Source organism: Sorangium sp. So ce726 (assembly GCF_051521405.1).
In the GTDB taxonomy this organism is placed as follows: Bacteria; Myxococcota_A; Polyangia; order Polyangiales; family Polyangiaceae; genus Sorangium.
The window spans coordinates 2,876,512-2,896,819 of sequence record NZ_CP150349.1 but is presented as its reverse complement, the minus strand read 5'-3'; the positions used below and the strand labels follow the sequence as shown (position 1 = coordinate 2,896,819).

General features: G+C 71.2%; 17 protein-coding genes. 12 read left to right on the top strand and 5 right to left on the bottom strand.

Annotated features, from left to right (window positions below):
• Position 1 precedes the first annotated feature (1 nt).
• From WME79_RS11060 to WME79_RS11050, 3 genes are all read left to right on the top strand, one after another.
• The gene (locus WME79_RS11060; protein ID WP_437534715.1) at positions 2-838 is read left to right on the top strand and encodes a hypothetical protein; all 837 of its coding nucleotides are present in this window, start codon (positions 2-4) and stop codon (positions 836-838) included.
• Positions 839-968: 130 nt separating this feature from the next.
• Positions 969-1,817 (top strand): MaoC/PaaZ C-terminal domain-containing protein, encoded by an 849-nt coding sequence (locus WME79_RS11055; protein ID WP_437534713.1) that lies wholly within the window; start codon positions 969-971, stop codon positions 1,815-1,817.
• 51 nt (positions 1,818-1,868) lie between these two features.
• Positions 1,869-2,597 carry a peptidylprolyl isomerase gene (locus tag WME79_RS11050; protein WP_437534712.1) on the top strand — a complete coding sequence of 243 codons (729 nt, stop codon included), beginning with the start codon at positions 1,869-1,871 and terminating at the stop codon, positions 2,595-2,597.
• A gap of 72 nt (positions 2,598-2,669) precedes the next feature.
• Here WME79_RS11050 and WME79_RS11045 read toward each other — a convergent pair whose 3' ends face one another.
• Positions 2,670-3,776 (bottom strand): DUF6599 family protein, encoded by a 1,107-nt coding sequence (locus tag WME79_RS11045; RefSeq protein ID WP_437534711.1) that lies wholly within the window; start codon positions 3,774-3,776, stop codon positions 2,670-2,672.
• A gap of 50 nt (positions 3,777-3,826) precedes the next feature.
• Between WME79_RS11045 and WME79_RS11040 the strand changes: the two genes are divergently transcribed.
• From WME79_RS11040 to gcvPA, 9 genes are all read left to right on the top strand, one after another.
• On the top strand, positions 3,827-4,663 hold the full coding sequence (locus tag WME79_RS11040; protein WP_437534710.1) for a pilus assembly FimT family protein: 837 nt from the start codon (positions 3,827-3,829) through the stop codon (positions 4,661-4,663).
• Complete coding sequence (locus tag WME79_RS11035; protein WP_437534709.1) at positions 4,660-5,262, top strand: type IV pilus modification PilV family protein; 603 nt, start codon at positions 4,660-4,662, stop codon at positions 5,260-5,262. Before WME79_RS11040 ends, WME79_RS11035 begins: the two co-directional genes overlap by 4 nt.
• Complete coding sequence (locus WME79_RS11030) at positions 5,259-6,605, top strand: PilW family protein (RefSeq protein WP_437534708.1); 1,347 nt, start codon at positions 5,259-5,261, stop codon at positions 6,603-6,605. The genes WME79_RS11035 and WME79_RS11030 overlap by 4 nt, the downstream gene beginning before the upstream one ends.
• Positions 6,599-7,198 (top strand): hypothetical protein, encoded by a 600-nt coding sequence (locus tag WME79_RS11025; RefSeq protein WP_437534707.1) that lies wholly within the window; start codon positions 6,599-6,601, stop codon positions 7,196-7,198. The genes WME79_RS11030 and WME79_RS11025 overlap by 7 nt, the downstream gene beginning before the upstream one ends.
• Positions 7,199-7,214: 16 nt before the next feature.
• On the top strand, positions 7,215-10,841 hold the full coding sequence (locus tag WME79_RS11020) for a hypothetical protein (protein WP_437534706.1): 3,627 nt from the start codon (positions 7,215-7,217) through the stop codon (positions 10,839-10,841).
• Positions 10,838-11,380, top strand: a complete 543-nt coding sequence (locus tag WME79_RS11015) for a hypothetical protein (protein ID WP_437534705.1) — start codon at positions 10,838-10,840, stop codon at positions 11,378-11,380. Before WME79_RS11020 ends, WME79_RS11015 begins: the two co-directional genes overlap by 4 nt.
• Positions 11,381-11,475: 95 nt before the next feature.
• Positions 11,476-12,597, top strand: a complete 1,122-nt coding sequence (gene gcvT, locus WME79_RS11010; protein WP_437534704.1) for a glycine cleavage system aminomethyltransferase GcvT — start codon at positions 11,476-11,478, stop codon at positions 12,595-12,597.
• A 97-nt stretch (positions 12,598-12,694) separates the two neighbouring features.
• The gene (gcvH, locus tag WME79_RS11005; protein WP_437534703.1) at positions 12,695-13,096 is read left to right on the top strand and encodes a glycine cleavage system protein GcvH; all 402 of its coding nucleotides are present in this window, start codon (positions 12,695-12,697) and stop codon (positions 13,094-13,096) included.
• A gap of 56 nt (positions 13,097-13,152) precedes the next feature.
• On the top strand, positions 13,153-14,517 hold the full coding sequence (gene gcvPA, locus WME79_RS11000) for an aminomethyl-transferring glycine dehydrogenase subunit GcvPA (protein ID WP_437534702.1): 1,365 nt from the start codon (positions 13,153-13,155) through the stop codon (positions 14,515-14,517).
• Between the two features lie 527 nt (positions 14,518-15,044).
• Here gcvPA and WME79_RS10995 read toward each other — a convergent pair.
• From WME79_RS10995 to WME79_RS10980, 4 genes are all read right to left on the bottom strand, one after another.
• Positions 15,045-15,608, bottom strand: coding sequence for a hypothetical protein (locus WME79_RS10995; RefSeq protein ID WP_437534700.1), 564 nt, complete (start codon positions 15,606-15,608; stop codon positions 15,045-15,047).
• Positions 15,609-16,764: 1,156 nt separating this feature from the next.
• Positions 16,765-17,331: a hypothetical protein gene (locus WME79_RS10990; protein ID WP_437534698.1), complete on the bottom strand. Its 567-nt coding sequence runs from the start codon at positions 17,329-17,331 to the stop codon at positions 16,765-16,767.
• A gap of 48 nt (positions 17,332-17,379) precedes the next feature.
• Positions 17,380-18,153, bottom strand: coding sequence for an esterase/lipase family protein (locus tag WME79_RS10985; RefSeq protein ID WP_437534697.1), 774 nt, complete (start codon positions 18,151-18,153; stop codon positions 17,380-17,382).
• 107 nt (positions 18,154-18,260) lie between these two features.
• On the bottom strand, positions 18,261-20,303 hold the full coding sequence (locus WME79_RS10980; RefSeq protein WP_437534696.1) for a hypothetical protein: 2,043 nt from the start codon (positions 20,301-20,303) through the stop codon (positions 18,261-18,263).
• Positions 20,304-20,308: the final 5 nt, after the last annotated feature.

The following is a 20,308-nucleotide window of genomic DNA, read 5'->3' as shown; positions in this document are numbered from 1 at the left end:
GGTGAGTCGAGACGGCCGGTACCCGACGTCGCAAGCCTCCGCCAACGCCCGCGCCGGGCACGGCGGCCGGGCAGCGCTGGCGGGCCGTGACAGCGCGCGATCGACGAGCGCGCACGGCGCCGCGTGCGCCGCCGCGCTCGCCGCGCTCCTGATCTCCGCCCCCGGCCGCGCCGACGAGAGCAGGGCCGCCCGCCGCGCTGTCGCCGCGCGCGAGCGCGGTTTCCCTTACACCATGGTGGAGGTGAGCAGCGGCGTGATGACGCTCCCGGGCGCCGACGTCTGCCCTGTCGCGGCGTCTCCGAGCGCCTGCGAGCAGGGCGAGACGAGCGTCTCCCTCGGCATCCACAACCTCTACCGCTGGCGCGACATCGGCTTCGGTGCAGGCATCTTCTGGGCGGCGACGCTGACCTCCGACGCCGCGCGCGGCGCGCGCAGCCTCGAGCGCGATCACGCGCGCAGCTACTTCATGCTCGATGGGCTGTTTCGCTACTACGCCCTCCGCATCCACAGCTCGGAGTGGTGGGCCGGCGTGACGGTCGGCGGCGTCGTCGTCAACGATTCGTGGTCGGTCGAGGCCGATCGCAACCCGTACTCGGACACGGCGTATGTCGGGCCCAGGGCGGCGACGATCGGCACCGAAGGTGTCGCCGCGGGGCTCGCGTTCGGCGGCGACTGGGCCTTCGCCGACAACTGGAGCGTCGGGAGCCACATCCGCTACTCGAGCTGGTTCCTCCCCGAGCAGCGCAAGGTCTCGCCGACCGGCGATCTCGCCTCGCTCTCCGAGCGCGTCGACATGTTCAACATCGGCGTCCTGATCGCGTACCGCCTCGCGCTCTGACGCCGCGCCAAGGCGCCGCTGGCGGCACCGCACGCTCGGACCCCGCGCTCCGCTCGGCGGGCGGCAGTTGACGCGACATCGCCAGGTCGGTACGCCTGCCCGGCCGTTTCCATCCTGCGAGGAGCCCCCGATGCCGCTGAATCTCTCGAAGGTCGGCTACACGACCCAGCCCAGCGCGTTCACCTTCAACTGGAAGACCCTGGCGACCTACGCGCTCGGGATCGGCGCCAAGCGCGAGGAGCTCGAGTACCTGTACGAGGGCACGCCGGGAGGCATGAAGGTCTACCCCACGTTCGGCGTGATCCCCTCCCAGGGGACCGTGTTCGAGGCGCTCGAGGTGGCCGGGGCCGAGCTGGCGCTCATCGTCCATGGAGGGCAGACGCTCCGGGTGCACCGCCCGCTCCCGACGAGCGGGACGCTGTTCACGAGCGCCACGCTGAGGGGTATCTACGACCTCAAGAAGTTCGCGCAGGTGATCGTCGAGACGAAGACCACGCTCAACGACGAGCCGCTCTTCGACACGGTGTGGTCGATCATCGTGCGCGGCGTCGGCGGCTTCGGCGGGCCGCGCCCGCCGCACGCCGAGTCGGAGGCCCCCGTGCCGAAGGACCGCGAGCCCGACTGGGTCGTCGAGCAGGCGACGACGCCCGAGCAGGCGCTGCTGTACCGGCTCTCGGGCGACGACAACCCGCTGCACGCCGATCCGGAGGTCGCGGCGAAGGCGAGCTTCACGCAGGGCCCCATCCTGCACGGCCTCTGCACGTACGGCTTCGCGGCGCGCGCGATCATCCAGAAGGCGGCGGGCGGCGACGCGAGCCGGCTGCGGGCGTACGGCGCGCAGTTCCGCAAGCCGGTGTGGCCGGGCGACACCCTCATCACGCGGGGCTACGCGCTCGACGGCGGCAAGGTCGCGGTGGTCACCTCTGTCAAGGATCGCCCCGATCCGGTGCTCACGAGCGCGTGGGCGGAGATCGGCTGACGGCCGGCGTGGTCGCGTGCTAAGGGCCGAGGCCCGGATCAGGGAAGCGTTATGAGCAAGACGAGCGAGAAGGACAGGGCCAAGGACGACGAGGACCTCGACGACGAGGCCGGGTCGACCGACGAAGGCAACGACGACGGCGAGGAGGAAGAGGCGAAGGCCACCGCGCCCCGCGGCCGTGGACACGGCCACGGCCATGCGCACGACGACGACGACGACGCAGAGGACGACGGCGCCGAGCCGGAAGATCCGTACTGGTGGGCGCCGCACGCCGTGCTCAGCGCGCTCGTGCTGATCGGGCTCCTCGGCTTCTTCGGCATGTTCAACAAGACGCCGCTCGCTCGGCTCGCGGCCCCCGTCGCACCGGAGCCCGACGAGCACGAGCACGCCACCGCCGCCGCTCCGCCGCCCGCTCCCACGCCCCGCCCGGCGCAGGCGGCGCAGGCGCCGAGGGAGATGTTCGGCGCGAAGCACCTGCTCGTCATGTACAAGGGGAGCCGCCGAGCGCCCCCGACCGTCGAGCGCACGAAGGACGAAGCCAAGGCCCGCGCGACCGAGGCCATGACGAAGGCCAAGGCCGATCCGAGCAAGTTCGCGGACATCGTGAAGGAGTACTCGGACGAGCCGGGGGCGGACAAGCGCGGCGGCGACCTCGGCAAGTTCCCGAAGGGCGCGATGGTCCCGGAGTTCCAGGCGGGCCTCGAGAAGATCAAGGTCGGCGAGGTGAGCGAGCTCGTCGAGACGGCGTTCGGCTACCACGTCATCCTCCGCACGCAGTGAGCGCACGGCGCCGCCGGGGCCGCGGCGCCGCAGCGTCGCGAGCCCCGGGCGGCTCGACCCCGCCCGCTGCGGTCAGCGCGCCGGCGCGGTGACGAGCTTCTTCAGCCTCGCCGTCTTCTCTTCCTTGGTCAGCGTCAGCTTGGCGTGCTCGTCGGCCGTCATGCCGTTGCGGAGCACGCGGGCCTCGTCGCCGATGCCGTAGACGGTCTTGTCGGCGCGCGCGAACACCCACTCGGTCGCGGAGCCCTCGCCGTCCTTGTTCATGAGGCGCACCGAGCCGTCGCCGATGCCCTTCTCCCTGGCCGCGCCCGGCAGCTTCGCCAGCGTCGACACCACGTCCTTGGCCTGGTCGACGTCGTCGCGAACGATCGCGACCACCCGGTAGCGCTTGTCGACCTCCTTGTAGTAGCCGAACGCGCCGGGCCCGGCGCCATCCACCCCGAGCACGTCCTTGGTCTCGTAGCGGATCCCGAGCGGGATCATGTTGTCCCTGGGCAGCGCCGCCGCGGCAGGCGGCAGCGACGGCTCGCCGGGCAGCTTGGCGCCCATCTCCTTCACGAGCCCAGGCAGGACCTTCTCGCTCGACGACTTGAGCGCCGCCTCGGCCAGCGCCTCGTCGTTGTAGGTGATCTCGGCGAGGTACTGCCCGCGCCAGAGGTACACGTTCCCGACCCCCATCGCGGCCGCGCCGCCCCCCTCGATCGGGCGCGGCGTCGCCTCATCGGCGGGGTCGCCGTCGCCCACGGTGCGCTTCGTGAACATCCCGTAAGCGCCCTCCGTGGATCCGAATTTCGAGAGATGCACGTCGACGGTCGCGGAGCCGCCCTCGCCGCTCACGTACCGCGCCTCGACCACCCGCCGCACGCCGAATCCCTTGTAGATCTCGCACTCCCCGTCGAACATGTCGCAGATGCTGTCGAGCGGCAGGGGCGCCGATTCGCCGAACGTCTTCTCCCCGCCGTTCGGGTCGAGGCAGAACCCGCCCGTCGTGCGCGGGAAGAACGGCGCGCTCGCCGCGTCGCTGATCGTCCCCCCGCCGCCGGCGCAGGCGGCCGGCTTCGCGGCCGGTGGAGGCGGCGGCGGCGCGCCGAGGGGCTCTTCCTTCTTGCTGCAGCCCGAGGACAGCGCGGCCACGAGCGCGCCAGCGAGCAGCGCGCAGCTCCACGCACGGGAGCGCAACGGCCTCGCGGGGCGCGCGCGCGTCGTCGCAGCAGGCGCGCTGTGGTCCAATGGGCCTCTCGGTGAACACCTTTCGGGCGGGAATCGCATGGCCTGTTCGCCTTGCACCTTTTTTCATAGCGCCGCAATCGTTAGCGCCCGCGGCGAATCGCTTTGAGAGATTCACCATGAAGTTCAACGACTTAGCGCCACCCGTCGAGGGCATGCAGCTTGCCTTTGCCGAGCCTTTGGTGCGCCCTCCCTCCTGTTCGCGACCTCCTCCTCGTGATTCCGATCGACCGCGGGCTTGCTCTCCGGGGCAGCGCGCGCTGCGCCGCCGTGGCGCGCGCGGCTTCACCCTGCCGGAGCTGCTCGCGGTGGTGGTCCTCATCGGCATCCTGGCCGCCGCGGCGTCGCCGAGCTTCGTGAGCGGCATGCGCGATCGCCGCGTGAACCGCACCGCGATGGAGATCAGCGGCATCTACCGGCTCGCGCGCTACCAGGCGATCGGGCGCGGGACAGCGGTCCTCGTGCGGTGGACCGCCTCGACAGGCGAGTTCCAGGTGCAGCAGGCGCTGGTCGATAGCACCCCCGCCGGCCCGCTGATCGCGAAGAGCTGCCTCAGCGTCGTCGACTGGATGAATCCGGCCGAGACCGAGCCGGTCACGACGTTCCACACCCAGGGCATCGATCTGGCGGCGATGCAGCTGCTCGATCCCACCGGCGTGGCGCGCGCCAACGCCGACGTCTGCTTCACGCCGCGGGGGCGGACGTTCGTCCGCTACGACACCGCCGCTGGGTTCGCGCCGCTGCTCGGTGCGCTCCGGGTCGATGTGACCAACACCAGGACCGGCCTCCTGCGCTCGGTCTTCGTCCCGCCGAACGGCGTCGCGAGGCTCGGGCTGTGAGCGCGGCGCGTGCGAAGAGGGCGGCGAGCCGCGGCTACACGCTCATCGAGGTCATGGCGGCGCTCGGCGTGCTCGCGATCGGCGCCACCGGGGTGCTCGCGCTGCAGAAGGCGACGCTCATCAGCAACACGAACGCGCGCAACCTCGCGATCGCCAACAGCATCGCCATGACCTGGGCAGAGCGGCTGCGGGTGGACGCGCTCCAGTGGAACGATCCCATGCGGGTGCCCGACATCAACAGCGACACGGACTGGCTCGCGCTCAGCACCACCGCCCCGTTCACGAAGGTGACCCCCACGGAGATCGCCGCGCTCGGGTCGCCGAGCGCCGACGTGCTCGGGGCCGACATCTACACGGGCGACGCGTCGCCGTCCGCGTTCTGCACGCACGTCCGCTTCCGCCAGTTCACCGATCCCGTGTCGGGCGTGCTGATCTGGGACAGCCTCATCCGCGCCGAGATCCGCGTCATCTGGGAGCGCAACGGGGACCCGATCAACTGCGGGATCTCCCCGATCGACGTCGACGAGCATCCGGAGCGCTTCGGCGCGGTCTACCTGACGACCGGCGTGCTCCGGAACACGAGCGAGGACAGGCGATGACGACGAGCCGACGCACCACCCGCCCGCGCGCGCGGGCATCAGGACAGCGAGGCTTCACGCTCGTGGAGCTGCTCGTGGCGATGGCGGCAGGCCTCATCGTGTCGCTGGCGGCCTTCCTGCTCTCGAAGAACGCGACGCGCTTCTTCCAGAACGAGGCGAGGGCCTCCGCCTCCCACCTCGCGGCGACGCTCGGGATGAACCGGCTCACCGCGGACCTGCAGCGCGCGGGCTACCTCTCGTCGCCCAACATCCTCCAGGATCCGGAGGTCTGTCAGGTCCCGGCCTCGCCGGTCGGCCTGAGGCGCCTCGCCGGAATCTCGATCCTGCGCCAAGGGTCGGAGCTCCTCCATGGAACGGAGCTCAGCCAGAGCTCGGTGGCCAATGACCTGCATCCTGACTCCATCATCATCGGCGGCAGCTTGAACAGCACCGAGCTGTTCGAGTTCAGGAAGATCAGCGATGAGTCAGGCGACTGGGTCGTCGAGCTCAACCCGAGCAGCACCGCCGTGCAGCGCACGCTCGAGCGCGCGCGGGGCGGCGGGCAGAGCCTGACCCAGATCTTCGCTCCTCGCCGCTTCCTGCGCATCATGGTCCGCGGTCAGGAGAAGTTCCTGTATGGCGTCATCGATCAGGTCAACGTGATCGGCGATCCGCCCATCCAGATCTCCATCACGCTGAAGGCTGATCCCGGCCTGCCAACGCTGGTCGGGCTCGCCGATTGCGGCGTGACCCCCGGCGGCTCCACCGGCGACGGAGGATGGGTGAACGTCGTCTCCCGCGTCCGCTACGACATCCGGAGCCTCGTCGGCAAGGCGACGGCCTACGCCCCGCTCGTGGCGCCCGTCACGCCGGCGCTCACCGGCGACAACGGCCGCACCGAGCTCGTGCGGGTCGAGCTCGACGAAGAGGATCAAGAGCTCCCGGACACGCTCGAGCTCATCGCGGAGTACGCCGTCGATCTGAAGTTCGGGATCTCCACCGCAACGGCGGGCGCCGTGCCCGGGGTGACCAATCCGCAGATCACGCGGTTTCCGATCACCACGATCGACAACGCGTTCGTGTACAGCACCGCCGCCGCGATCGATGCTGGACCGCCCGGCACGCCGCAGCGCGTGCGGTCGGTCCAGATCCGGCTCTCGACCCGCACCCGCGCGCCCGATCGCGACGTCGGCTTCCCCTTGGGCGCCGATGGCCGCAGGCTCAGGTTCCTGATCCCTGGCATCGTCGCCAGCGCCAACACCCTCGGGGACACGGCGCCCTCCGGATCGCCGCCCGTCTATGCCCGGATGCGCACGCTCTACGCCGACATCGCGCTCCCCAACCAGGCCTACGTCCAATGGTGAACGCAAGCATCGCCCGGTCCCGCCGGCGCTCCCGCGAGCGGGGCGCCGCCGTCTTCATCGTGGTGCTGGTCATCACGATGCTCACCGCCATCGGCCTGTTCGCGGCCCACGCGGCCACGCTGTCGACCATCGCCAGCGGTCACGAGCGCCGGATGACGCAGACCCACTATCTCACCGAGTACGCGATGCAGCTCGCGATCGCCGAGATCGAGCAGAAGGGAGGCCTGGAGATGATCCCCAGGTCGACGAGCTGCTCGGTCATGGCCGACGAGTGCTGGCCGCTCCTGCCGCACACGTTCGACGCGGCAGAGCCGCTCCTGGAGCTGCCCACGGCCGGCCCCCCAGAGACGCCCGGGAGCCTTGGTCGCGCCCCCGTCCAGTGGATCGCCAAGGTGGAGATCACTGATAAGATAAGGCCTGCGATAGGGAACCGCGCCGGCAGCGACATGGGCGGCCCGAACCCGGTGAGCGTCGATTACTGCACGGTCACCATGAGCGCGCGTCTCATCGCATGGCCCGGCGGCTCCGCCATCGCGACGGCGGGCAGCCAGGAATCCATGTCTGTAGTTGCCGATATCCTCTGCTCGAAGTGACGAACCGGAGCGCACGATGCGAAACCTGACGAAGGTCCTTGTCACCATGAGCTCCGCGGCGACGCTCGGCCTCGTTGCGGGGCGCGCGCGCGCGCAGGCCATGGATGTGGAGCCGCCGCTGCCCAACGTGCTCTTGCTTGTCGACACGTCGGGCTCGATGGAGAAGACGGTGGCGGGCGGGGAGCCGGACTGCAACCCAGGCACTCCCCCTGCCTCTGAGGCCCTGAAGAGCCGCTGGACGAAGCTGGTCGAGTCGCTCACGGGCCCGATCCAGAACTTCAGCTGCGTCGCGCAGCCCCGCACGGGCACCGCGTTCGTCAGCGAGTTCAGCCTCGGGGGAGAGCCGCCCTACGACCGGAACTACTACATCCCGTTCCATCGCATGATCTCGGGCCACTGCACGAAGGGCCCGGGGGCAACCTACGATCTGGTGGGAGAGCATCGCTGGGACAACGCGGCCACGCCTTGTACGACGCCGTTCACGCAGCTCAACGCCGGCCTGCTCGACGTCTATCAGGACCGGATCCGGTTCTCTCTCATGACGTTCGACACGCTCCCCGACGCGAGCACCGGGCTCCTCTCCGGCGTCCCCGATCCCGTGGGCGGCATCGAGGGGATGTGGAGCTACTTCCTCGGGTTCGAGAGCGGCGCAGGATACCCGGCGCGGGGCAACCCGCCCGCCTGCGCTGCCGCGGACATGGAGGTCGGCGCCAGGAACCCGGGCGCGCCGCTCTGGGAAGGGCCGCTCATCCCCTTCCCGTCCTACACGGCGGACAACACCGAGATCCGCAGCGTGAACGACAGCATCCAGAACGCGCTCATCGCGGCGCGCCCCTACGGCGCGACGCCGCTCGCCGGCATGCTGTCGGACGCGCGCGACTACATCCTGAACGAGGCCTCGACCTGGAAGAGTCGGCCGCTCGGGCCGCGCGACGATCCGTTCATCAGCGGCGGCTGCCGCAAGACCTCGATCGTGCTCATCTCCGACGGCGAGCCGAACCTCGACCTGCGCCCGACCTGCACACAGGGCGCCGGCCCCGGCCCGGAAGGGACGGGCTGTCCCTACGAGGAGCCGCAGGTCATCGCCCACTCACTCAACACGCACGTCAACCCGAACCGGCGCGTGCCGACCTATACCGTCGGGTTCGGCCTCTCCACGGAGGCGGGCACCGACTGCTCGACGATCTCCTCGTCCGATTTCCTGGCGGGCGGGCGCTGCGACGGCGCGTCCGGCGCGCTCAAGGCGTGCTGCACGCTCTCGCGCATCGCCATCGAGGGCGGGACCGACCGCGGCTACTTCCCGAACGACGCCAACGAGCTCTCCGCGGTGATGTCGCGGATCTTCGCGCAGATCGCCGCGAACTCGACGAGCCGCACCCTCCCCGTCTTCGCCAACGCGGTCACGGACACGAACACCGGCAGCACCGCCGCGGGGGTCGCCTACCAGTTCGCCTCGTCGTTCAGCCCGCCGCCGGACGGCTCGCTGTGGAGCGGCAACCTCGAGCGCAAGCGCTTCGTCTGCGAGTCCGTGAGCGGCGTCATGACGACGCAGCTGGAGGACATCGACCCCGGCAAGGGCGATGACTTCGCGGCCAACGTCAACTCGAACACCGGGCAGCCGCGGCGGTTCTTCACCGTGATCGGTGATCTCGACACCACGGCGCAGCGCATCTGGTCGAGCCGGAGCATCCGCCCCGCCACCGTCGCCACGGACGGGCTGGGCAGCTACACGGGCACGATGACCAACAGCGGCGCGCTCGCGCAGGGGTCGATCTTCGCGAACGCGTTCTCCAGCGCGTCCCGCGCGCTCGACCTCGATCCCAGCGCGGCAGTCCCGCCGCAGTGCTCGGGCGGGCTGCAGGCGACCAACGCCGCGGACTGCGCCCGGCGCCTCATCGAGTGGGAGGTCGGCGAGCCGATGCCCTCGGGCGTCGCCTCCCGCGACGGCAACGAGCTCGGCAGCATCTATCACTCCACGCCAGTCGTCGTGGGGCCGCCGAACGACTACATCCCCGACGAGTCCTACCGGGCCTTCGCGGAGCACCCCGATCAGGCGACCCGGCCGCTCGTGCTCTACACGGCGACGACCGACGGGCAGCTGCACGCCTTCCAGGTGACCGCGGCGACCGCGTCGGACCCGCTCAAGGTGGACGAGGTCGAGAACAACGAGCTCTGGTCGTTCCTGCCGCCCCACGTGCTCCCCCGGCTCCTCGCGACGTTCAACCAGCAATCGCTGCTGCTCGACGGCGCGCCCGTCGTGAAAAACGTCGTCTTCGAGCGCACGTCGGCGCAGGTGAGCAGCGCCAACGCGACCTGGAACACCGTGCTCCTCGCCAGCGGCGGCGCGGGCGGCAGCTTCTACTACGCGCTCGACGTGACGAACCCCCGTGCTCCGCGGTTCCTCTGGCAGCTCTCCACGGACAGCAGCGGCGCCCCGCTGTTCGGCGAGGCGGCGCCGACGCCGGCGATCGGCATGGTGGAGATGGAGTCCGGCGGCGCGATCAAGGAGATCGCGGTCGCCATCCTGCCCGGCGGCTCTGCTCCGCTCGACACGAGCCAGCCCGCGTGCAACCGGAAGAACACGACGCACCCGCTCTTCTATCCGACGGGCACCCTGGCGGTCCGCGACTCGGTCCGGTGCTGGGGCAGCGCGGGCACCGGCGGCCCCGTCGGCCCGTCGCGCTCGCTCACGATCGTCCGGCTCGACACGGGCGAGATCCTCCGCACGTTCCGCGGCCTCCCCTCCGAAGCCCCAGCCGGGCTCGCCTCGCGGACCACGGAGGTCGACTTCGACTCGCCGATCACCGGCGTCCCCGTACCGTTCCCGGCCGGCGTCGGCGAGGTCGCGGAGCGCATCTACGTCGGCGACGCCGACGGGACGCTCTGGCGCGTCAGCCTGACGAGCACCAACCCGGACAACTGGACCGTGGACCTCGCCTGGGACGCGTACTCGTTCCCGACCGACAGCGCGGCGAGCAGCCAGCCGATCCAGACGACGCCGATCGTGAGCACCGATCCGCTCGGCAACAAGGTCATCCTGTTCTCCACCGGCGATCAGGAGGCGTTCACGGCGAGCGGCGCCATCGAGACGCGGGTCTGGTCGATCACCGAGCGACCGCACAACACAAGCCTCCGCTTCAGCGAGAACTGGGCCGTCCCCCTCCCGGGCGGCCAGCGCGTGACCGGGCCCATCTCCCTCTTCAACGGCTGCGCGTACTTCGCGACGTTCACGCCCGTCGCGCCCGGGACCTACGCGTGCGCGGACGGGCGCGGCGCCATCTGGGGCGTCGACTACCTGCTCGGCGAGGCGGGGACGTCGCCCGCGCTCCCGAACGGCTGCCTCGTCGTCGATCCGCTCGCGCCTCCGGAGCGCTTCGAGCTGCAGTCGCCGGGCACGATCGTCTTCGGCGTGGCCGTGACCCAGAAGCCGACCTGCACGGATACGGAGAACTACACCGATCCGTACTTCGGCCCGCAGACGATCGTCCGGCAGTCCACCCCGCCCGAGTACCAGCTCGTGTTCCACACCGGCGCCGCCGGCGACGCGGACGCCCAGGGGGGCGCGACGCGAACAAGCACGAGGACGCTGCAGCGGCCGCGCAAGGTCGTTAAGATCGACTCGTGGGCCACCCTCATCGAATGACGCGAGCCGGCCTGTCGCGCGCCGCCGGCGCGCTCGCCGCGCTGGTCGCGTGCGCTTCGGCCGCGCCCGCCTGCCGCAGCGACGCCAGCGCGCCAGCGCCGGCGCCGCAGGCGAGCGAGGCCTCAGCGCCGAAGCCGCCGGTCGACCAGGCGCTGCCGGGCGAGCTCGCCGAGGGGGCGGAGCAGGCGTTCGGCTTTCCCATCCCGCGTCGCATGAAGGTGAGCGCGCGCTTCTCCGATGCCGTCTTCGCCGTCGGGGAAATCCCTGCCGAGCGGGTGGCGAACTACGTGCGCACGCGCGTCCTCGCCGGAAATGTCGAGACCGGGCCTGCGAAGACGATCTTCTCGCGCGCCACGGTGAAGAGCGCGCCGCAGCGGATGATCCGGATCGAGGTCGTCTCGCGCGCGCACATCTCGGAGCTCGTCGTCCGCGACGAGACCCGGCCGCCTGCGGAGCAGGGCCTGTCGGTCGAGGAGCGCTGGCGCCGCAGCGGGCTCACGCCGGACGGCAAGGTGATCGATCCCACCCGCCTCGAGTGAGCGCGGCGGCGGCGGCCTCGACCTCCAGCGCCGCGGGGCCGCTGCGCCAGTCGGCGCCAGTCGACATCTCCGACCTTTCGAAGTAGATCGCGGCCGTGTCGACCAAGCCGCTCCCCACCGCTCCGCTCCGAAGGACGCCGCTCTACGACGAGCACATCAAGCTCGGCGGCCGCATGGTCCCGTTCGCCGGCTGGGAGATGCCGGTCCAGTACCGAGGCGTCACCGAAGAGCACAAGGCGGTGCGCTCCGCCGCCGGGCTGTTCGACGTCTCGCACATGGGCGAGATCATCCTGAGCGGCGAGCACTCCGGACAGGTTGTCGACTACCTCGTCACGAACGACGTGAAGAAGCTGGAGGACGGACACGCGCTCTACACGTGCGCGTGCAACGAGGCCGGAACGATCCTCGACGACCTCATCGTGTACCGGATCGACGCGCGCCAGTGGCTCATCGTCTGCAACGCATCGAACCGCGACAAGATCGCCGCCCACATCCGGGGCGCGGCGCAGGGCCACTGCAGCTTCGAGGACGCGTCGGATCGCACGGCGATGATGGCGCTCCAGGGGCCGAAGGCGCTCGACATCGTCGCGCTCGCGGGCGGCGACGGCCCTGCGCTGCGCGAGCTCGCGCCGTTCCACTTCCGCGACGCGACGCTCGCCAACGTGCGCTGCACCGTGGCCCGCACCGGTTACACCGGCGAGGACGGCATCGAGATCTTCTGCTCGCCGTCCGACGCGCAGCGGCTCTGGCGCGCGCTTGTCGAGCTCGGCGGTCCGCTTGGCATCGAGGCGACGGGCCTCGGCGCGCGCGACACGCTCCGCCTGGAGGCGCGCCTGTCGCTGTACGGCAACGACATCGACGAGACGACGAACCCCATCGAGGCGGGCCTCGGCTGGGTGGTGAAGCTCGACAAGGGCGATTTCGTGGGGCGCGCGGCGCTCCAGCGCATCAAGGACGAGGGCCCCGCGCGCAAGCTGGTCGGCTTCGAGATGACGGGGCGCGGCATCGCGCGCCACGGCTACCCGCTCCTCGACCTGAGCGGCGCGAAGGTCGGCGTCTGCACGAGCGGCAGCCCGGGGCCGACCGTCGGCAAGAACATCGGGCTCGGCTACCTGCCGGCGCCGATGGCGGCGATCGGGACCGCCTTCCAGGTGGACTGCCGCGGGCGCTCGGTCGAGGCGGTCGTGGTCAAGACCCCGTTCTACAAGCGGGCCTGACCCGCGCCGAGGCGCGCCGCGGCGGGTCGATCCGAGCGACACACACGCGGCGACCAGACGACCAGAGACCCAGGTTGGCAAAGGGAGAAGAAGTCACATGGCGAGCGACAATGTCCGAACGGACCGGCGGTACACGAAGGATCACGAGTGGGCCAAGCAGGAGAACGATCTCGTCGTGATCGGGATCACCGCCTTCGCGGTCGAGCAGCTCGGCGACATCACGCTGGTCAACCTCGACGTGAAGCCGGGCGACACGATCACCGCGGGCACGGCGTTCGGCACGATCGAGAGCGTCAAGACGCTGAGCGATCTGTTCGCGCCGGTGAGCGGCAAGGTCCAGCGCGTGAACGCGGATCTCGAGAACCGCCCCGAGCTGGTCAACGACGACTGCTACGGCAAGGCGTGGATGATCGAGGTCGTGCCCTCGGACCAGGGCGAGCTCGGCACGCTCATGGATCCTGAAGCGTACAGCGAGCTCCTGAAGACCGCGGCGCACTGAGCGCCGCGCCCCTCCGCATTCCGCATCACCCTTCCCGCTTCCCGCTGCACAAGACCATGCGCTACCTGCCCCACACGCCCGAGGAAATCAGCGAGATGCTGCAGGCCGTCGGCCTGTCGTCGCTCGACGAGCTCTACAGCGCGATCCCGGAGGAGGCGCGCCTCACGCGCCCGCTCTCGATGGAGCCTTCGCTCGACGAGGCCTCGCTCATGCGGCACCTCGAGGAGCTCGCCCAGAAGAACCGCGCAGGGCGCATGCTCTCGTTCCTGGGGGCCGGCGCCTACGAGCACCATTTCCCGCCGGCCGCCGATCAGCTGCTGCTCCGCAGCGAGTTCTACACCGCCTACACGCCGTACCAGCCCGAGGTCTCCCAGGGCACGCTCCAGGTGATCTTCGAGTTCCAGACGATCGTGAGCGAGATCCTCGGGCTGCCGATCGCCAACGCGTCGATGTACGACGGCGCGAGCGCGCTCGCGGAGGCCGTGCTGATGGCCCGCCGGCTGACGGGGCGGGAGCGCACGGTCCTGTCCGGGGGCGTGCACCCCGACTACATCGGCACGGTCGAGACGTACGTGCACGGCATCGGGACCGGCAAGGCGTCGCTGGTCGGGATCGACGTCGGCCGCGACGGCACGGTGGACGTCGAGGCGCTGACCCGGGCGATTGACGAGACGACCGCCTGCGTGGTGGTCGGCTATCCGAATTTCTTCGGCGTCGTGGGCGACATCCGGAAGGTGGCCGAGGTGTGCCACCAGAAGGGCGCGCTGCTGATCACGGTCACCCTGGACCCGTACGCGCTCGCGCTGCTCGAGTCGCCGGGCGCGCTCGGCGCCGACATCGCGGTGGCGGAGGGCCAGCCGCTCGGGCTGCCGCCGCAGTACGGCGGCCCCAACGTCGGGCTGTTCGCGTGCCGGAACGACCGCAAGTACCTCCAGCAGGTGCCCGGCCGGCTTGTCGGCGAGACGGTCGACAAGCACGGGACCCGCGGGTACGTGCTGACGCTCGCGACGCGCGAGCAGCACATCCGCCGCGAGCGGGCGACGAGCAACATCTGCACGAACAGCGGCCTCTGCGCGACGGCGGTCACGATGCGGATGTGCATGCTCGGCAAGCGCGGGTTCGTGGAGGCGGCGAAGCAGTGCCTCGCGAAGGCCGAGCACCTGAAGCGGGAGATCGCGCGGCTCGACGGCTACTCGCTGCCGATGTCGGCGCCGACGTTCCACGAGTTCGTCGTGAAGGTCCGCGGCGGGGACGCGGGGAGGCTCACGAGGGCGCTGGCCGAGCAGGGGATCATCGCGGGGCTGGATCTCGGGCGGATCGACGCGCGGCGGCGGGATGAGCTGCTCGTCGCCGTGACCGAGCGGCACAGCCGCGCGGATCTCGATCGGCTCGTGGAGGGGCTCGCGGGGTTCACGCCCTGAAGCGGAGGAGGCGGTTCCGAGCCAAGCGTGGCGGCGGCTGAGCGGAGCGAGACGCGGCCGCGAGAGCGTGTGCCGGGCTGCACGGCGCCCGGCGAGAGGGAGCCCCGCGCGTGGCCGAGGGCACGTCGGCCGGTCGAGAGGCACGCCGGACGGTTCTGAAGGCCCAGGGGCGCGGTGTTGCGGGCATGTCGGGCAGGCCCGAGGGTCTCGCTGGCCGGCCGGAGGGCTGGATGGCCGGGATCTGAGCCGGATTCGGCGTTCTGGAGGGCATGTCGGCCGGACCGACATACCTCCGGAGCGACCGACATGGCCTCCGGACCGCGGCGGGTGGCCGTCTGGACCGCCCGACAAGGCTCCCGGAACGTCCGACATGCCTTCGAGAACGGCCGACATGGCCTCCGGACCGCGGCGGGTGGCCTTCCGGAGCGCCCGACAGGGCTTCCGGAGGGTGACGGCGGCCCTGCTGTGCGGGGCGGGAGCGCCTTCAGACCGATCCGCCGGGCATCGCCTGCCCAGCCGGGTTACGGTCAATCGCAGGTCCTGCTGACCGGATTGCAGTAACACGAGATGCAATCGCCGTCTCTAACGCACGTCTCGCCGCCCAGGGAAGAGCCCGGCGTACACGAGGGGTCGACCGGCGCCTCGGGGCAGAGGGCTTCACCGATGGCGGCGGCGACCGAGCAGCCGCCGCACGCCAGGTTGAGGCAGTCCGCCGTCGCACCCGAGGTGAACGACGCCGCGCCGCAGTGCTCGGGGCTGGTGCACGTCTCGACCGAGTTCCCCTGGTAGAGGCAGCCGACGAGGCAGGAGCAGTTCGTATCCTGGGAGCATGCTTGGTACTGCTCGCAGCAAAAGCCCTTGGCGCACGCCACGCAGCTGTCGTCCGCCGCGGTCAGATCGCAGGACGTGACACCCTGCGGTCTGTACTTGGGCGGCTTGAAGTTGAGCGGAGCCGTCGTGTCTCCGGTGTCCGTGCACGTCGTGCCGACGATGTTCTGGTCTTGCGGCTTCAGTCTCAATATCGCTTCTTTGTTCGCCGCAACAATCGCAGTTTGCATGTCGGCGGCGCACACGTAGTTAACATAGGCCATGTGACACGCAGTCGCCCGAATACTGCATTGCCATCTGGTTTGACCCTCGGGGCAATATGGCATCATGTCACACGCCGAGAAGCTCGACAACGCGATGACAGCCAGGCTCAGGGCAAACCTGCATCCACCAGGTCCGCTCGCTTCAATCCATCTCGCTGACATACACAGACCCCCTCCTGTATCCTTTTGTGCCAGACGCATAAGACTCCATTGGGGGGCGGACAGTCCATCGAAAGGCACTCCGCATCGGAGAGACACCTGGGATTGTCACGAGTTCGATGCCAGAACCATTCCCGCTCGGCATTGCACCCGAACAAGGCCAGCGCAACAGCGGCGAAGACGGTATAGCTTCGACGGCGCATCGCCAGCTTGTTTAGCCCTCGGGGCACTGTGGAACCATGTCGCGCGCCGGCAGGGTCGAGAGCGCGATGAGAACCCTGCTCAGGGCGAACCTGCATCCACCAGATCCGACGGCTTCAATCCCAGCCCATTCTCCTGACACACACAGACTCCGTGCTGTATTCTTTTGTGCCAGACGCATAAGACTCCATTGGGCGGTGGACAGCCCATCGAGAAACACTCCTCGTGGTAGTAACACCTGGGATTGTCCCGGGTTCGATACAGGAGCCACTCCCGCTCGCCCTGGCACCTGATGGAGGGCAGCATCACGGCGGCGAGGAACGCGGCGCATGCTGGCGCCTTCCGCGCGGCACCTAGCAATCGCTTGCGGAGCTGCCTCTCGGCGCCCCGCCCGAACGCACGAGAGAACGCCCTCCGCAAGCCGCCCGCCGCGGCGAGAATGCCTGACAGGATCCTCTGCTTCAGAGCGAGGCGGGGGAACGGTGCGCCGCGGACGGGAATGGGCGCCGTTCGGTACTTCCCTACCCACGCCAGCACGTGTCGCCGCGCGCTTGCCCCGTGCGCCTCCTCCTTCTCGTCGACGACCCGCCGCACAGGACGTCTCATCGCGCGGAGGGCGTCGAGCGCCGCGATGACTCCCCATGGCGACCTCTCGGCTGCACGCTATCGGGGAGCGCTTTACCGGTCAAGCGGCCTCCGCAGCGCCAGCGCGCTGTAACACGCCCGGTTCTCGACAGCTCACCTTCCTAATCGAGCGGCCCGCCGTCGTGTCAGGAGCGAGGCTCCGGCGCGCCCCTCAGCGCGAGGCGACGTCCTGCCCGCGCTGCTGCGCGGGGAACGGGTTCGGCCACAGCGGCAGGAGCGACTGCCGGTAGACGGTGAGGCGCAGCAGGTCGATGCCCGCGATGGCGGCGAACGCCATGGCGTTGTCGGTCCCGTAGCTCCCCTGGAGCGAGAGGCTGATGCCGAGCGGCGCCCCCAGCGTGAGCGCGCCGGCCACGCCTGTGGAGCCTGCGCCCCAGAAGCGGCGGTAGCCGCCCGCGTCGAGGGCGAGGCCCAGCTGGCCAGCCTGGAAGCCGCGCGTCGCGACCCGGGCGAGCAGCGCGAGATCGATGCCGCTGTCGAGGATCGGCGTCGCGCGCATCAAGCCGCCGACGATGACGGGCGCCTCGGGCGTGGTCCCGACGCCGACGTCGCACGACAGCGCGCCGTCGAAGACGAGATCGCTTTCCCCCTGCTTCCAGCCGACCGCGCCGGCGCCCACGAACGTCCACGCGGAGGCGTCCGCGCGCGACGGCGATGACCAGGCGAGCGGGGCGAGCAAGGCCCCGAGGGCGGCGAGGCAGGCGATGGGCGAACGCACGCGAGCGAGCTACCACGAAGCGCCGAGCGGCGATAGGTCAGCGCGCCTTCAACGCAAGGTGCCGCGCCGCTCGACGATGTGCCGCGCCACGAGCGCGGCCACCTCGGGATCGAAGAGGAGCGTGTTGTGCCCCCGCCCCTCCATCACCCGCACCTCGCCGCCAGGCAGCGCGTGCGCGATGGGCGAGCGGACCAGCGTGTCGGCCCCCGCGACGATCGACAGGTGCGGGATGCTCGACCGCGCGGTCCCGAGGAGGACGCGCCGGAGGACCGGGCTCGACGCGTCGAGATCGCGCGCGCCGCCGAAGCCGAGCAGCGCCGCGCGCGGGATGCCGCCGAACGGGCTCGCCATGGAGATGGTCTGCACGATGCGCGGATCGCCGGCCTCCTGCGCGAAGAAGCGGCACACGATGCCGCCCATGCTGTGGCCGACGAGGTGCAAGCGCGCCCCGTCCGGCAACGCCGCGACGAGCGCCGCGAGGCGCGCTGACAGCGCCTCGACGCCGGGCCCCGGCGCGTAGGACATCGTCGCCGTGTGGACCGACCACGACGGCTCGGCGCGCGCCGGGTCCGTCCGACCACGCGCCCGCGAGGCGCGAGACATCGCGGCGTGGCGCTCGATCGCCGTGCGCAACGGCCGGAGGACGCCGGCGGAGGCGAAGAGCCCGTGAAGGATGACCACCACCTCGTCGCCGTCGCGCGCCCCGTCAGGGATCACCGGCGCGAGGGTGTCGTACGGCAGGAGGACCGCCTGCCTCGCGAACGAGGCCACCTCCCTGCCAGCTGTCGCCGCGAAGGCCGACGCACGGAACCACCTCGCCACGTGGTGGCTCTTACCATGGATCCGTCGCGCGACGTCCTCGTGGCTCGCGACGCGCTGTGTCGCGGGCGCGCGCCACGAGGACGCCGCGCGGGCGGCAAGGAGGCCGATCACGGCCGCAGCAGCCAGACATGGAAGCTGCGGAACGTCCCCCGAAGCGCGCGGATCCGGACCAGGTCCCCCGGCGCGACGTCGCGCAGCGGCACCCGGATCTCGGACCAGCGGTCCAGCGGGCGCTCTGGCACCTCGACGCGCGCCTCGTCCGCGGCGCGCTCGACCGCGACGCCGATCGCGATCGGACCGCCCCCGTCGGTGCGCAGCGCGAGCACGGCGGGCCCGCGGGCGCTCGCGGCGACCGCTCCGATCGCGAACGACTGCTCGCGCCCCTCGGGGATGATCCTGCCGGCGTCGAACCGCGGCGCACCGCCGCCGTCGCTCCCGTCCTGCAGCACGGCGCCGACGACCCAGCCGCCGCGCGGCGACGGGAACGCGTAGCCGTGCGCTCGCTCGTCGACCAGGTCGGCGATGTCCACCTCGTCGATGGCCCCGTCGCGGCGCTCCCCCGGCAGGGCGAGCGCCGACCAGTCCGCCTCGTAGATCACCTTCTCGTCCGCGGCGCACATCACGTTGTCCTCGATCTTCACCGCATCGACGCGCCGGCCGAAGACGTCCGCGAGCCCGCCCCACCACGAGGGGTACAGGGCGAAGACGTCAGGCCGCTCGGCGGCGTCGAGCCGCTCGATGAGCTCGACAACGGCCGGCACCCCGTGCACCGAGGCCCGCGCGAACGGCATCCCCCGGTACCCGCCGAGCCCGAGCCCGTCGATGGCCGGGATCCCCGACAGGTACGGGATCGCGCCCGCGTCGCCGAGCAGCACCCGCCGAGGCCGCGGCACACGCGCGGCGAGGCGCCGCGCGACCTCGACCTGCTGCCCGGCGATGTTGGCCGAGGAGCGGGCGAAGTGGTCGATCTGCCGCGCGAACCACGCGGAGGGCGCCGCGAGCGCCGCGAGCGCGAGCGCCGCGGCGACGCCGGCCGCGAGCCGCCCCCGCCGCGCGAGCGCCTCGGTCCCGAGGGCCGCCGCGACGAGCAGCATCGCGAGCGCCGGGGCGGCATAGCGGAGGTTCTGGTAGCGCGCCGTCGCGTTGAGCGCGACGAGGAGCAGCGAGCCGTAGGCGCCGATCAAGAGCGGCACGGCGACGCGCCGCGCGCGCCGGTCGAGCGCGGCGATCGCGCCGAGCAGCGGCAAGAGGAAGGCGTAGGACGGACCGCCGAGCGCGCTCTCCAGCGCCTGCACCCGCAGCGCAGCGAGGTTCTTGATCACCTCCACCGCCTTCTCGAGCGGCGCCGGATACGGGTTCGAGAGGATGAGCTTGCGCACCGCCCCCGCGGCGCTCCACTCCCCCGTGAGCGCGCGGTTCGCGGCGGCCTGCGCTACGAGGAGCAGCGCGGTCGGCAGGGACGCGCGCGCGAGCGACGCCGCCGCGCCCAGGGAGCCCGCCGCGTGGGCCACGGCGACCGCGAGCGGCGCCGCGAGCGCGACGGCCTCGGGCCGGGTCGCGACGAGCAGCGCGGCGAGGAGCCCTGCCCGGAGCTGCTCGGCCGGGCGCTGCGTCGGCGGGGCGAGCTCGGCGCGCCGCACCGCGACGAGCGCCCGGCCCATCACCGCGCCGAGCAGCGCGAGCTCCATCCCGGAGAACCAGCTCCAGTCGAGCAACGGCACGGCCACGACGAAGAGCGGCGCGGCCCAGGCGACCCAGCGGGAGGAGGCGGCGCCGGGTCCGCCGCGCGGATCAAGGAGCTGCCGGAGCGACCGGCAGAGGTCCAGCAGCGCAGCGCACGCGAGGAGCGCGGCGAAGAGGCCGAGCCACGCGCCGCGAAACCCGAGCAGGTACCCGGGCGCCAGGACGAGGGGGTACACCAGGCTGGTCCCGCCCGAGGAGTAGCCGTTGCCAGGGATCCACGAGAACGGGTGGCCCAGGGCCGCGGCGCGGGCGAACCCGAAGTGGATGTAGACGTCGTCGAGGGGCGCCGGCCAGACGCCGCCCGTCCTGGCGAGCGCGGGCCCGTAGAACGCCGCGGCGGCGCCGAGCACCGGGATCGCGGCGCTCGCGTGCCACAAGAGCAGCCGGATCCGCGGCAGGCGCCTCACCGCCC